We start from the raw sequence: 13,643 nt of genomic DNA on the forward strand, positions 1-13,643 counted from the left end.
ATTTATGGTAAAATAGAAGGATAGAAAAATACAGACGAGGCAATTATGATTAATCGAATTACAGACAATCAATTTAAACTAGTATCAAAATACCAACCTTCAGGAGATCAACCCCAAGCCATCGAGCAGTTGGTTGATAATATCGATGGTGGAGAAAAAGCTCAGATTCTGATGGGGGCGACTGGTACTGGGAAGACTTATACCATGAGTCAGGTCATTTCCAAGGTCAATAAACCCACTCTGGTCATTGCTCACAATAAGACTCTGGCGGGTCAGCTCTATGGAGAATTTAAGGAATTTTTCCCTGAAAATGCTGTTGAGTACTTTGTGTCCTACTATGACTATTACCAACCAGAAGCCTATGTACCTTCTAGCGATACCTATATTGAAAAGGACAGCTCTGTTAATGACGAGATTGACAAGCTCCGCCACTCAGCGACTTCAGCCCTTCTGGAACGTAATGATGTCATCGTTGTGGCTTCTGTCTCTTGTATCTATGGTTTGGGTTCGCCCAAGGAATACGCTGATAGTGTCGTTAGTCTCCGTCCAGGTCTTGAGATTTCTCGTGATAAACTCTTGAATGACTTGGTTGATATCCAGTTTGAGCGTAATGACATTGATTTCCAACGGGGAAGATTTCGTGTGCGTGGGGACGTGGTGGAAATTTTCCCAGCGTCCCGAGATGAACACGCTTTTCGAGTAGAGTTTTTCGGAGATGAAATTGACCGTATCCGCGAAGTTGAGGCGCTGACAGGTCAGGTGTTGGGAGAAGTAGATCATTTGGCGATTTTCCCTGCTACTCACTTTGTGACCAATGATGACCATATGGAAGTTGCCATTGCCAAGATTCAGGCCGAGTTGGAGGAGCAGTTAGCTATCTTTGAAAAGGAAGATAAATTGCTAGAAGCCCAGCGATTGAAACAGCGAACAGAGTATGATATCGAGATGTTACGTGAGATGGGCTATACCAATGGGGTTGAGAACTACTCTCGTCACATGGATGGACGGAGCGAAGGAGAGCCCCCTTATACACTTCTCGACTTCTTCCCAGATGATTTCTTAATCATGATTGATGAAAGTCACATGACCATGGGGCAAATCAAGGGCATGTACAATGGAGACCGTTCGCGTAAGGAAATGCTGGTCAATTACGGGTTCCGTTTACCGTCCGCCTTGGACAATCGTCCTCTTCGTCGTGAGGAGTTTGAGAGTCACGTTCATCAGATTGTTTATGTTTCAGCGACACCAGGTGACTATGAAAATGAACAGACCGAGACAGTGATCGAGCAAATCATTCGTCCAACAGGGCTTCTAGACCCAGAGGTGGAAGTCCGTCCGACTATGGGACAGATTGATGACCTTTTAGGTGAAATCAATGCTCGTGTTGAAAAGAATGAACGAACCTTTATTACAACCTTGACCAAGAAGATGGCAGAAGACTTGACCGACTACTTCAAGGAAATGGGTATCAAGGTCAAGTACATGCACTCGGATATCAAGACCTTGGAACGGACAGAGATTATACGTGACCTGCGTTTGGGTGTTTTTGATGTCTTGGTCGGAATCAACCTCCTTCGTGAAGGGATTGACGTTCCTGAGGTAAGCTTGGTAGCCATTCTTGATGCTGACAAGGAAGGTTTCCTTCGTAACGAACGCGGATTGATTCAGACCATTGGACGTGCTGCTCGTAATAGCGAAGGACATGTTATCATGTACGCTGATACCATTACTCAGTCTATGCAACGTGCCATTGATGAAACGGCTCGTCGTCGGAAAATCCAGATGGCCTATAATGAAGAACATGGTATTGTACCTCAGACAATCAAGAAAGAAATCCGTGACCTGATCGCTGTAACTAAGGCAGTTGCTAAGGAAGAGGACAAGGAAGTCGATATCAATAGCCTCAACAAACAAGAGCGCAAAGAACTCGTCAAGAAACTAGAGAAACAAATGCAAGAAGCCGTCGAAGTGCTTGACTTTGAACTGGCAGCTCAGATTCGTGATATGATGTTGGAAGTCAAGGCGTTGGGGTAGTGAAGGAGATGAAATGGAAATGTCAAACTATTTTACAGATAAATTTAGTGAATCCGAATTAAAGAATCATTTTGACTCGTTGGACGAAAATAAACTGAAATACGAACTTGAAAATTTTATTAATCAATATTTAGACTTATCTGAAGAAGAACAATTGAAATATACTGAAATTGTTCTTTATGTCTGTAGATATTTTATAGGGAAAATTGATAAAACTATCCAAAAAAAGATTTTAGAAACCATAAACAAAATACTATCAACAAAAACACAAATATATAGTTGGGTTGAAATATCTTATTATTTAGATACTCTTTATTTATATTTATTTGAAACCGAAAGGTATGAAGATTATTCTAAACTGTTTGAAAATGATAGTTATTTCTTTAAAATCTTTGATTTAATATTAAAAGAAAATCTAAAGGATGTAAAATACCGTATTTCAGACTTATTTTCAGTTTTTGTTAGATTATTTAGACAAAATAGTTTACCAGAAGAAAGAAGAATCTATTTTAAGAGAGAATTAGAATCATTTATAAGTTTTATATTCCAAGATATTGATTTTGAGAGAATTGCCTATTGGTATTTTGAATTAGATGAAATGTTATATATTTTTAAAAATGAACATCTCGAAAAAATTAATAACTATTATTTCAATAACCCTCAATCTAATTATGTTGAGGAATACTTGGATTTTGTGTTAAGACACTTTGATGACGTAATTAAAAATTCGATTGATGTTGTTCGAAAGATAGCAGAAGAAAATGATTCGGATATCATCCGCAACCAAGCTATTAAGTTAATTGAGAAGTATGATAATGATTACTTGAATGAGAAAAGTGATTCAGAATCTATCTCGTCATTAGACGCTGATCAACTTTTAGAACAAGCGGACAAGATTATATACTATATACGTTCTAAAATGACTGTTGATGCAAATGAGTTGAAAGAAATAGGTTCCTTTGGACATTATACTAAGATTGACACATTAACAAATTATCTTATAAAAGCAGACTGGAAAAATGAAAATAATTCTGAAATTCAACCTCCATTTTTACGACTGACTAATCTAAAACAGTTAAATGACCCGATGGAAGGAAGAGTAATATATGATTATTTGGGTATAGATAGTACGTTTTTCCAACAATATCAAACTTCCAATGTTTTTATATCCTCTCTAACCACGGTATCTGATAGTTTACCTATGTGGAAGGAATATGCAGATTCATCTCAAGGTGCCTTCCTTGAATATAATCTGTCTTATCTTGAAGATATAGTTGCTCATAAATCGATAGAGTTTGTTAAAGTTCATTATTTAGATTTAATGTCAGAGAATAAAGATGAAACAGATGTTGGTAAATCTCTTGATAAATTAAAACAGATATTTGAAAAATTGAAAGAGCTGAAAGCTGAAAAAGAATTGATAAGTTTTGCCGAGAAATTGAAGAAGATTTCTTACCTTTTCAAAGTTAAAGACTATGAGTATGAAATGGAGTATCGTATTTTAATTAATTTAGATGATACAGCTATACAAAATATTATTAAAAGAGATGCTAATGATTCATCAAATGAAAAGTACTTTAAGAAGGAAGAAATTGGGTTAGAAATTTTTGATAAAGTTAACTATAATGATTTTAGGAAGTATATAGTATTAAGTTCGAAAGATAATGGTAGATATGATTTATTTGTATACATCAATCTGGCTCCTTTGAAATACTCAAAAGTTATTCTAGGGCCAAAGGTTACGGATGCAGACTATATTGCTCCTTACCTCAAACTTGCCAATCCTGATATAGAGATAGAAAGCTCGAAAATCCCTTATCGTTCAGTTTAGAAAAAATTAAAGCTTCAAAGAAATTATAATCTTTTTATTAATAAGGAGAAGCAAGTAATGAAAAGAAAGTTACTTTTAATTTTCTGTATTATAAATATTGTCCCTTTATTCTTTATTCTACGTTTTGCCTTCCTTATCTTTACAACAACTTATGATATTTTTCCTGAAGCAAATCAAGCGGAAGTAGAGACAGCAGTAAGAAGAACCCTTGATTTGTATGGTTTTAAAGGAGATATGAAGGTTACGAAGTTTTCTAGAGATAAATGGACTTCTGAAAAATACAAAATTGAATACAATTATAGTGAAGAAGTTGATGGAAGTAGAGTCACTGTGGGTCATGCCTTGTTTTATCGTCCAAAGTCCTCAAAATACAATCCCCAAAAGACTGATGAAGAACTGGCCTATGATGGGACTACGAGAACCATGATACAAGAATTTTCAGACATGGCTCATAAACTACTCAACCAGCATCCTGTCAGTGTTTCTAATAAAGAGAAGGTAGAGAGTTTTTTTAAGCAATATGAAAATCCAAATCTAGAATATGTGAATAGTTACTGGAGTGTCGATACTGAATCTGAAAATATCCAAGACTATTATACCCTCATCGAAAAGAACCATAAGGAAGGGAAAGCTTTTCAAGGTTTATATGACCTCCCTATTGATGAATTTTTGGAAAAAGGAATTATTAAAGGAAGTGTTAGATATAAAGATACTGTTTTAGAAGAGGGTGAGAAAGATTATTTTGATAGCGAAGGCGGACTGACAGGATTTATTTCAAATGGGATAGATAATGCCGAGTTGCCAGATGCCTTTTATGAGGTTTCTTACTACTATGGTGCTAAAGGATATCGTTCAGGTAGTAGTGTTTCATTAAAGGTTCAAAACCATAAGATGCTCTATTATGGAAGTAATTTTAACTAAAAATTTTATATGTAATAATTTGTGTTAAAATAATAGACGAGATAATTTAAAAGTGATGGATATTAGTCATTAGTTAGTAGTTTGAATTTAAAGGAGAAATAAATAGTGAAAAATTCAAGTACTTTTAACAAGCTTATTTATACTGTCCTATATTCCTTACTGATAGCATTTGTTATCGCTCATTTCATATTATGGTCATTTGGTTTATCATTTACGCCGATTATTTGGGATATTTGGCTCTTTCTCCTGATTTTAACTTTCTATATTCGCTTTTTGAGGTCCTTTGCAATTCTTGATCTTCTATTTGGGATATTTGGACTGAAATTTATTCCCATAGCGTGGAATACAAAGCTTTTTGTTCCAATTATCCTCTCTATTTCGCATATTTTTATTTACTTTTTAAAGAGGAAATATCGCTTCCTTGAAGGAGTGCGCAGTGCGATTTGTAGTTTTTATATTTGGTTATTTGTAATTGTCGTTTTCGCCTTTATTCCAAATCCTCCTGTTTCAATCACTATTGATTATGAAGTTAGAGGACAAGAAATTGTCATAACAAGAGGATATTTGCTTCATGATGTATACTATTATCATGAGCTGATTAATCCCTTCATCATGAAATCTGATATTAAGTCTGAAAAAGTTATATAACAACTTAGAAAGTGAGTAAATTTATGTCCCGTTCCCAATTAACGATTTTAACAAACATTTGTCTGATTGAAGACCTCGAAACTCAGCGCGTGGTTATGCAGTATCGCTCTCCTGAAGAGAATCGCTGGTCTGGTTATGCCTTTCCTGGAGGTCATGTAGAAAATGGCGAGGCTTTCGCAGAGTCTGTCATTCGTGAAATATACGAAGAAACTGGTCTGACGATTCAGAATCCTCAACTTGTCGGCATTAAAAATTGGCCATTAGATACAGGTGAGCGTTATATCGTCTTTTGCTACAAGGCGACAGAGTTTACTGGAGATCTCCAATCCTCAGAAGAAGGAGAAGTTTCTTGGGTGCAAAAAGACCAGATTCCTGACTTGGATCTGGCCTATGATATGTTGCCCTTGATGGAAATGATGGAAGCACCTGACAAGTCAGAGTTCTTCTATCGCCACCGTACAGAGGATGGATGGGAAAAGAAAACCTTCTAGTCTTTTACTAAATAACCAAGTTTATCCAAGGCCTCCTCGATATAGTGGAGGTCTTGTTGTGTTTCAGCTTCAACAAGGTGATAATGAATGCCATCTGTCAATTCAGAAAGGGGTCTAAAGTCTGAATTCTCGACTTGTTCCAGAAAGTGCTGGACATCTCGACGACAGGTGAGTTTTAGCAGGGTTTCAATTTCACCATAAACGGGATGATCAATTAAGATATTTTGAACGCGTCCGCCATTATCTACAATAGCTAGAAGTTCCTGCCCAATTTCTTCCAGTTCATGTTTCACTTTAAAGAGTTTGTGAACGTAAGGACTGGCATTGTTTTCTTTATAGATATAGCCACGATTGGTGGATAGGATAGGAGCACCATCGGCTCTCAAGATGGCAATGTCTTGGACGATAATTTGGCGCGTGACATGAAAGTGTTCAGCCAAGGTCTGACCATTGAGAGCTTTTGGTGACTCTTTTAACAGTTTGAGAAGAGCCTGTTTGCGATCTTTTGTCATGGCTTTTCCTTTTAGCGACGTTTTCGAAGCACTTTATAGACAGCTAGTGCTAATGTATAGTCTACCATACTGTGGATAATTGTGCCAAATCCAACTAGGACAAAGAGAACATAAAACATATTTTCAACGTTAGTCCCTGAAGTGGCATAGAAGATGATACAAGCCAGTACTTCAGCGATAGCATGAACAACACCCAAAACAAAGTTAAAAATCCAAGATGCCTTTGGTTTATCCAAGGTTTCAGGGAATTTTTTTAAGTAAAATGCTCCCAAAATACCAAAAACGATGTGAGAAAAGGCGCGCAGAACGATAACCATAGGGTAGCCTGCCATCAGGAAGCCGAGACTAGAAGCAATAATCACAAAAGCAGCCATCAAAGGTGATAGGAACATGGCGATAAAGATGGCGATATGGCTTCCTAAAGTGTAAGAAGCTGGTGGGATGACGATTTTAAAAGGCATAATGATTGGAATCAAAATTGCGATTGCAGTGAGTAGGGCAGTCATGGTCATAAACTGCGTTTTTTTCCGTATATCCATAAGAACCTCCATTTAACTGTATATACACAAGTATAGTACAATAAATAGATAGACATGTCAAGAATTTATTTTGATTTTATTGAAAATTTTCAAAAGTATAGGTGGTAGATTCAAAGGATTTTCATATATTTTCAAAATTTTGAACTAATGACTCCTTGGTAAATAACCATTTATGAATAGAAGATGAGCCTTTACTGGTGAAAACTAAAACTCCACCTTCAAGACTGAAAGTGGAATTATGTTTATTTCTTCAAGGTTTCGAGACGTGGGACAATTGCTACTGTTAGAACTGCAGAGATGACAAGCTCAGCAATTGAGTTTGTAGAAATAACTGTTGCCAGGAGTTTTTGGATATCGCCGTTGAAGACATTTCCAAAAAGAAAGAAGATTCCCCCAAGAACAAAGACGGTGTTGGTAAGAGAACCGAGAGCGCCAGCAATGATGAGGCCTGTTCTGTTTTTCAATAATTTATAAACTAAATAAGGTGTCAGACCAATCAAAATACGAGGTAGGATGGCAATCATTGCGGAATAGATGTTTCCGTTTGGTACAAAAGGTGAGAATAGGTAGCTGGTTGGAAGGATTGTAATCGTGTTAACCGTCAAGCTAAGTAGCCCCATCAAGAAACCAAGTGTAACACCAACTCGTGGGCCGTAAATAATACTAGCAATGATTACTGGAATATGAACGATAGTTGGTTTGATTGGAAATGGGAAAAGATTAAATAGGAGAGAGCTCAAAAAGTGGATAACGAGCATAACTGCAAAAAAGATAGCAATTGGGGCAATGTTAGAGCGTTTGTTCATCGAGGGTTTCCTTTATTCTTTCTAAAATAGTATTCAGGTCAGCCAGGGCGCCTTTTCCGTAATCGCCACAGGCTAGTAGAGATTCCTTTGGAGAGATTATCTGATAACCATAGGTCTCTAATGTTTTTAGATTAGCCTGAGTTGCTGGGTGGTCATACATTTTTGTGTTCATGGCTGGTGCGACTAACTTTTTGATGTGGTCTGGCAGGGCAAGAGCTGTACTCGTAACCATGTTATCCGCAAAACCATGTGCTAGTTTGGCAATGGTATTAGCGGTAGCTGGGACGACGATAAAAAGATCGGTTTCTTTGCCTCTTTCGATATGATTGACTTGATCAGGATAGGGTTCCTGCATGACATCAAGGTGGACTGGATTCTGTGAGAGTACCTGTAGTGTCAAAGGCTGGATAAACTCTGTAGCGGCCTGAGTCATTAAGACAGTGACATCATGGCCTTGTTTTTTCAAGGAACTGACTAAATCAGCTGCTTTATAGGAGGCGATGGAACCTGTCACTGCAATCAGAATGTTTGCCATGGCTTTCCTTTCTATGAATCGTATGCTTGAATTTTCTCAAGGAGGAGTTCTGCAATTTCTTCTTTAGTCTGGACTGTTTGAAGCTGATCTTTCTCAACAAAGATTGCCCGATGCTGGTTTGCTGAGATTTGAGTAAGGTCATTTGCTATGATTAAGTCTGCCTGATTTTTGATAAGACTCTGTCTAGCTACCTCAATAAGATGATATTCAGTAACATCAACCAATAGTTTGAAACCAATCAGATGAATAGAAGGATTCCATTCCTTGACTAGAGAGATGATCTTGGGTGTTTTTTTAAGGAACAAAATCTGAACCTCATCATTTGAGGAAATCTTAGTTTGATGATTCTGCTTGCTTAAAAATTCTTCCAAATTAGAGCTAGCCTGAACTTCCTCAAATCCTGTCATATAAACAGGAGTATAGTCTGATACAGCCATTGAGTGGACTAAGATCTGATATTCCTGAACACGTTCTTGCATCTCAACTAGAAGATCGTTGGTATTGTCAATTTCTCGAATGCTTAGGTTGGGATGAGCTTCTGGCTTCACAGCTCGTTTTGTCGTTATCAAACAAACTTCATGCCCTGCAGCAAGCAAGGTTTCTGTGATGATTTTCCCCAGGCGACCTGTGGAATGGTTCGTAATAGAGCGGACGCTATCAATAGCTTCACTCGTACCGCCCGATGTGACTAAAATTTTCATAGCACTATTGTACACAAAAATAAACGTTAAGTAAAATGAAAGCATTTAAAAGAAAAATATATTATCATTGACATTTATAGTAATAAATAAGATAATGAATCTAAGTAAATTAAGAGGGGTATTATTATGGATTTTTTTAAATTTGCAGACAACATTGCAAAGGAAGCTAGTAAAGTATTGAATGATGTCGGTTCTGCTACTAGCGAAGCCTTAAATGAAGCGAGTAAATTTACTGGAGAAGTTATTACAGAATCTGCAAAAACTATAGGTGAAGTATCAGGCCAAGTTGGTAATGTTGTCTCAGATGTCTCAGGGAAAGCCGTTGAAGTTGCTGGAGATGTAGCAAATCAGATATCAAATGTGACTTCTCAAACATTTAACGAAGCTGGGAAAATAGCGAATAATACAAAAGAACAAATTGAATCGGTAGACCTTTTTAATTCTAAACTAAGACAAGAAGCTGTTGATGGATATAATGAAGCTATTAGTTGTTATAATGAGGAAGCTGATAACTTGGCTAATAAATCAATAGATCTTTATCAGGTTAGGGATAAAGCTATCAAAGTTGTAAAAATTGTTGAAGAAAGAATTAACAAACTAGCAAATAAACCAAAAGAGTTTGAAACAAAATTAGAAGAAATTGATGTTGAAATTCAGAATTTTGAAGATAAGCAAATTGCTATTTCACAGTCAATTAAGGAAGCTGAATTAGCAAGTGGTAGCACAGCGGCTACGGCTTCACTTAGCGCATTAGGAGTAACAGTTGCAACTTTAGGACCTACTGCCGCTATGGGTGTTGCAACTACATTTGGTGTTGCATCAACAGGTACTGCAATTTCAAGTTTGACAGGTGCTGCAGCAAATAGCGCCGCTCTGGCTTGGTTAGGTGGTGGAAGTTTAGCAGCTGGTGGCGGTGGAATGGCAGCAGGTAACGCATTTTTAGCATTAGCTGGTCCTGTCGGTTGGGGAATTGCAGGCGTTATGTTGACCGCTTCTGTAGGCGCTGGTGTAGTAGCTAATAGGAAAAATGAAGAAGTTGCAAAAGAAGCTATAGAGGAACAGAAAAAGGTAGAATTGTTGACTAGACAACTTAAAGAAAAAGTAATAGAAGTTACAGAATTAATAGAACTAACAGAAAAACAAACAGAGGGAATATACTTAGCTAATTTATCTTTAACTGGGATGGACTATAGCTTATTTACTGATGACGAAAAATATCAAGCAGGTGCTTTAGTGAATTCAACTCTATCATTGACTGCTATGGTAAATAAGGAAATTAGAATAAATGAGTAACCAGATTTTTAATCAAGCTTTTAACCAAGGTATTGGTGCATATGTCAATTGTTTAAATAACTTGAGAATTCAAGATTTACATAATGCTATGAAAATTATAGAGGATGAAGCACGCAGAGTCATCTTAAACAAGGACAATGCCTCAAAAATTTTAAACTATACGAGAGACAATATTGAAGACGTTATTCTAAAGAAGCGTGGAGGAGATTATGGTGGTCACGGCTTTATCGCTGAATTTGCAGAAGCAGGGATTGTAAATGCGAGGAGAGCCATTGAAGGGTTAAATCCTATTGTAAAAGTATTGAATGATAATGGACCAGCCGATTTATTAATTGGTAGAAATACCATTCAAATGAAGTTTTATGATAATTTACGTGATGAACTAGCTCAATCGTTTCATTACAGTTCAAAAATGAAAATGATGTTTCCAAAAGATCACGTTCTAGTATTTGAAAAAATAATGGCTGGGTCCAAGGAAGTTGAATTGAATGGTAAAAGATTGTCTATTAAACAAATTACGGACATACGACAAATAATCAATGATATTACCGAAAGCAAGGGACTTACTTCATATAAATCTTGGATGAAATCATCTGTTCTAAATTATAATGATGCTCAAAAAAATTCAATTCATTCTCTTTTAGATTCCGAAGAGAAGAATATTCGTAAAACAGTCAGACTAAAACAACAAGAATTAAATAAAAAAAGATTAGTGGCCCAAAAACGTGCATTACCAAATTTAAAAGAAGCTAACAAAGTTGCAAGAAACGCAGCTTTTTTACAAGGTGGTTTAGCATTAATGTCGACTGTGTATGGAAAATACAAAGAAGGTAGAACAATTTTTGAATTCACTCAAACAGATTGGCAAGATTGTGGATTAGAAACTATAGAAGGAGCCGTAAAAGGAGCTATATCAGGTTACACGATTTATGGCCTCACGAATGTTTTTAAAATGAGTGCACCAAGTGCAAGTGCATTTGTGACAGTTACCTACGGAATGATTGATATTATTACAAAGTTTAGAACATCTAGATTAACTGAAGAGGAATTTATAAATCTAGTCACTCTAAGTGCACTAGATGCTTCCTTTGCTACAATTGGTGCTTGTGTAGGGCAAACAATGATTCCTTTTCCAATTTTGGGAGCTGTGTTAGGTTCAATAACTAGTTCAATAATTTGGGAGATAGGTAAGGGGATTTTAAACGAAAGAGAACAAAACATAATTCAAGATTACAGGGAAAATCTGAATAGTTACATAAAAACTTTAGACGAAAATTATCTTGTCATTTACAACGAAATTATAGAAAAGTATAAAAAATTGGGTGAAATACAAGCATATTCGTTTGATTTGTCAATAAATACTAAACTTAGATTTGAGTACTCTATTGAGATGGCGGAAAATTTAGAAATCGAAGATAAAAGAATTCTTCATGATTTGACTGAAATTGATAGTTATTTTCTTTCCTAGATTATTTTCAGATTCTTTATAGTCTAAAACTATAAAAGCATATAAAATTTTAAAAAGCGCTATTGTAACCCCTGAAATATTGATATTTACGAACGTTTTAAGAGTTTAAGGGTGTTAAAAATCTTGTTTTGTGTTATAATGAATTATCACATTAGAGGCCAGAGGAGTTTTGAATGAAAACAGATATTGAAATCGCACAGAGTATTGAGTTGAAACCAATCGTGGATGTTGTAGAGAAACTTGGTATTTCTTACGACGATTTGGAGTTGTATGGAAAGTACAAGGCTAAACTCAGCTTTGATAAAATTCGTGCAGTTGAGAGCAATCCAGTTGGCAAATTGATCTTGGTTACTGCCATCAACCCAACGCCTGCAGGTGAAGGGAAATCAACCATTACCATTGGTCTTGCAGACGCCTTGAACAAGATTGGTAAGAAAACCATGATTGCTATTCGCGAACCGTCTCTTGGTCCAGTCATGGGGATCAAGGGAGGTGCAGCCGGTGGTGGTTATGCGCAAGTTCTGCCAATGGAGGACATCAACCTTCACTTTACTGGGGATATGCATGCCATTACAACTGCCAACAATGCCCTTTCTGCTTTGATTGACAATCACTTGCACCAAGGGAATGAGTTGGGAATTGACCAACGTCGTATCCTTTGGAAACGTGTCGTGGACTTGAATGACCGTGCACTTCGTCATGTGACCGTTGGACTTGGTGGTCCTCTAAACGGTATTCCACGTGAGGATGGTTTCGATATTACCGTAGCTTCAGAAATCATGGCCATTCTGTGTTTGGCGACGGATATTGAAGATTTGAAACGTCGTTTGGCAAATATCGTTATCGGCTATCGTTACGACCGTACGCCTGTTTCAGTTGGTGATTTGCAGGTTGAGGGTGCTTTGGCTTTGATCTTGAAGGATGCTATTAAGCCAAACTTAGTTCAGACAATTTACGGTACACCTGCCTTTGTACACGGTGGTCCATTTGCCAACATTGCTCATGGATGTAACTCTGTTTTGGCAACAAGTACAGCCCTTCGCTTGGCTGACTATACTGTTACTGAAGCTGGTTTTGGTGCGGACCTTGGCGCTGAAAAATTCCTTGATATCAAGACACCAAACTTGCCAACTTCTCCAGATGCGGTAGTCATCGTTGCAACCCTTCGTGCCCTTAAGATGAATGGTGGCGTTGCTAAAGATGCTCTGACAGAAGAAAACGTAGAAGCAGTTCGCGCAGGTTTTGCTAACTTGAGACGCCATGTTGAAAACATCCGTAAGTTTGGTATTCCTGCAGTTGTCGCGATTAACGAATTTGTCTCTGATACAGAAGCTGAAATCGCAGCCTTGAAAGAACTCTGTGCTTCAATTGATGTGCCAGTTGAACTAGCAAGTGTCTGGGCTGATGGCGCGGAAGGTGGAGTAGCTCTTGCTGAAACGGTTGTTAAGACTATCGCAGAAAATCCAGCTAACTACACACGTCTTTATGACAACGACCTTTCTGTCCAAGAAAAGATTGAAAAGATTGTTACAGAGATCTACCGTGGTAGCAAAGTAAACTTTGAGAAGAAAGCTCAAACGCAAATCGCTCAAATCGTTCAGAATGGTTGGGACAAATTGCCAATCTGTATGGCAAAAACTCAGTACAGTTTCTCAGACAATCCAAATGCACTTGGAGCCCCAGAAAACTTTGAAATTACCATTCGTGAGTTGGTACCAAAATTGGGTGCAGGTTTTATCGTTGCCCTAACAGGTGATGTTATGACCATGCCAGGTCTTCCAAAACGACCAGCGGCTCTCAATATGGATGTTGAAAGTGATGGAACTGTTCTAGGATTGTTCTAATAGTTTAATTGAAGTCAAAT

Annotated in this window: 13 protein-coding genes; 8 read left to right on the top strand and 5 right to left on the bottom strand. The window is 37.2% G+C overall.

The genetic code is table 11. The features are described from left to right. The first annotated feature begins 45 nt into the window (after positions 1-45). The 5 genes from uvrB (at position 46) to BLS46_RS01865 (ending at position 5,925) form a co-directional block, all read left to right on the top strand. Positions 46-2,034 (top strand): excinuclease ABC subunit UvrB, encoded by a 1,989-nt coding sequence (gene uvrB, locus BLS46_RS01845; RefSeq protein ID WP_093585206.1) that lies wholly within the window; start codon positions 46-48, stop codon positions 2,032-2,034. A 13-nt stretch (positions 2,035-2,047) separates the two neighbouring features. After that, entirely contained in the window at positions 2,048-3,865 is a 1,818-nt protein-coding gene (locus tag BLS46_RS01850; RefSeq protein ID WP_093585209.1) for a DUF2971 domain-containing protein, read from the top strand. A 57-nt stretch (positions 3,866-3,922) separates the two neighbouring features. After that, complete coding sequence (locus BLS46_RS01855; RefSeq protein WP_093585212.1) at positions 3,923-4,786, top strand: hypothetical protein; 864 nt, start codon at positions 3,923-3,925, stop codon at positions 4,784-4,786. Positions 4,787-4,891: 105 nt separating this feature from the next. Beyond that, on the top strand, positions 4,892-5,434 hold the full coding sequence (locus BLS46_RS01860; RefSeq protein ID WP_093585215.1) for a hypothetical protein: 543 nt from the start codon (positions 4,892-4,894) through the stop codon (positions 5,432-5,434). Positions 5,435-5,457: 23 nt separating this feature from the next. Next, positions 5,458-5,925 carry an 8-oxo-dGTP diphosphatase gene (locus BLS46_RS01865; RefSeq protein WP_093585218.1) on the top strand — a complete coding sequence of 156 codons (468 nt, stop codon included), beginning with the start codon at positions 5,458-5,460 and terminating at the stop codon, positions 5,923-5,925. Here BLS46_RS01865 and BLS46_RS01870 read toward each other — a convergent pair. The 5 genes from BLS46_RS01870 to coaB form a co-directional block, all read right to left on the bottom strand. Continuing rightward, positions 5,922-6,437 (bottom strand): transcription repressor NadR, encoded by a 516-nt coding sequence (locus BLS46_RS01870; RefSeq protein WP_093585221.1) that lies wholly within the window; start codon positions 6,435-6,437, stop codon positions 5,922-5,924. The two genes, BLS46_RS01865 and BLS46_RS01870, sit on opposite strands and share 4 nt — an antisense overlap. Before the next feature lie 11 nt (positions 6,438-6,448). Further along, positions 6,449-6,976 carry an ECF transporter S component gene (locus BLS46_RS01875; RefSeq protein WP_093585224.1) on the bottom strand — a complete coding sequence of 176 codons (528 nt, stop codon included), beginning with the start codon at positions 6,974-6,976 and terminating at the stop codon, positions 6,449-6,451. A 242-nt stretch (positions 6,977-7,218) separates the two neighbouring features. Continuing rightward, on the bottom strand, positions 7,219-7,782 hold the full coding sequence (locus BLS46_RS01880) for an ECF transporter S component (RefSeq protein WP_093585228.1): 564 nt from the start codon (positions 7,780-7,782) through the stop codon (positions 7,219-7,221). Beyond that, positions 7,766-8,317, bottom strand: coding sequence for a phosphopantothenoylcysteine decarboxylase (coaC, locus tag BLS46_RS01885; RefSeq protein ID WP_093585231.1), 552 nt, complete (start codon positions 8,315-8,317; stop codon positions 7,766-7,768). Before coaC ends, BLS46_RS01880 begins: the two co-directional genes overlap by 17 nt. A gap of 11 nt (positions 8,318-8,328) precedes the next feature. After that, a complete protein-coding gene (coaB, locus tag BLS46_RS01890) occupies positions 8,329-9,018 on the bottom strand; it encodes a phosphopantothenate--cysteine ligase (protein ID WP_093585234.1) in 690 nt (229 codons plus the stop codon). A 126-nt stretch (positions 9,019-9,144) separates the two neighbouring features. Here coaB and BLS46_RS01895 point away from each other — a divergent pair, with 126 nt between their 5' ends. The 3 genes from BLS46_RS01895 (at position 9,145) to BLS46_RS01905 (ending at position 13,623) form a co-directional block, all read left to right on the top strand. Further along, positions 9,145-10,311 carry a hypothetical protein gene (locus BLS46_RS01895; RefSeq protein ID WP_093585237.1) on the top strand — a complete coding sequence of 389 codons (1,167 nt, stop codon included), beginning with the start codon at positions 9,145-9,147 and terminating at the stop codon, positions 10,309-10,311. Then, entirely contained in the window at positions 10,304-11,779 is a 1,476-nt protein-coding gene (locus tag BLS46_RS01900; protein ID WP_093585240.1) for a hypothetical protein, read from the top strand. Before BLS46_RS01895 ends, BLS46_RS01900 begins: the two co-directional genes overlap by 8 nt. A gap of 173 nt (positions 11,780-11,952) precedes the next feature. Continuing rightward, the gene (locus BLS46_RS01905) at positions 11,953-13,623 is read left to right on the top strand and encodes a formate--tetrahydrofolate ligase (RefSeq protein WP_093585243.1); all 1,671 of its coding nucleotides are present in this window, start codon (positions 11,953-11,955) and stop codon (positions 13,621-13,623) included. The last annotated feature ends 20 nt before the right edge of the window (positions 13,624-13,643 follow it).

Source organism: Streptococcus sp. NLAE-zl-C503, from assembly GCF_900104285.1.
Taxonomy (GTDB): Bacteria; Bacillota; Bacilli; order Lactobacillales; family Streptococcaceae; genus Streptococcus.

Bases quoted from the DNA above. Each gene is read 5' to 3' on its own strand.
- uvrB (WP_093585206.1), top strand. From the start codon at position 46: ATGATTAATCGAATTACAGACAATCAATTTAAACTAGTATCAAAATAC.
- BLS46_RS01850 (WP_093585209.1), top strand. From the start codon at position 2,048: ATGGAAATGTCAAACTATTTTACAGATAAATTTAGTGAATCCGAATTA.
- BLS46_RS01855 (WP_093585212.1), top strand. From the start codon at position 3,923: ATGAAAAGAAAGTTACTTTTAATTTTCTGTATTATAAATATTGTCCCT.
- BLS46_RS01865 (WP_093585218.1), top strand. From the start codon at position 5,458: ATGTCCCGTTCCCAATTAACGATTTTAACAAACATTTGTCTGATTGAA.
- BLS46_RS01870 (WP_093585221.1), bottom strand. From the start codon at position 6,437: ATGACAAAAGATCGCAAACAGGCTCTTCTCAAACTGTTAAAAGAGTCA.
- BLS46_RS01875 (WP_093585224.1), bottom strand. From the start codon at position 6,976: ATGGATATACGGAAAAAAACGCAGTTTATGACCATGACTGCCCTACTC.
- BLS46_RS01880 (WP_093585228.1), bottom strand. From the start codon at position 7,782: ATGAACAAACGCTCTAACATTGCCCCAATTGCTATCTTTTTTGCAGTT.
- coaC (WP_093585231.1), bottom strand. From the start codon at position 8,317: ATGGCAAACATTCTGATTGCAGTGACAGGTTCCATCGCCTCCTATAAA.
- coaB (WP_093585234.1), bottom strand. From the start codon at position 9,018: ATGAAAATTTTAGTCACATCGGGCGGTACGAGTGAAGCTATTGATAGC.
- BLS46_RS01895 (WP_093585237.1), top strand. From the start codon at position 9,145: ATGGATTTTTTTAAATTTGCAGACAACATTGCAAAGGAAGCTAGTAAA.
- BLS46_RS01900 (WP_093585240.1), top strand. From the start codon at position 10,304: ATGAGTAACCAGATTTTTAATCAAGCTTTTAACCAAGGTATTGGTGCA.
- BLS46_RS01905 (WP_093585243.1), top strand. From the start codon at position 11,953: ATGAAAACAGATATTGAAATCGCACAGAGTATTGAGTTGAAACCAATC.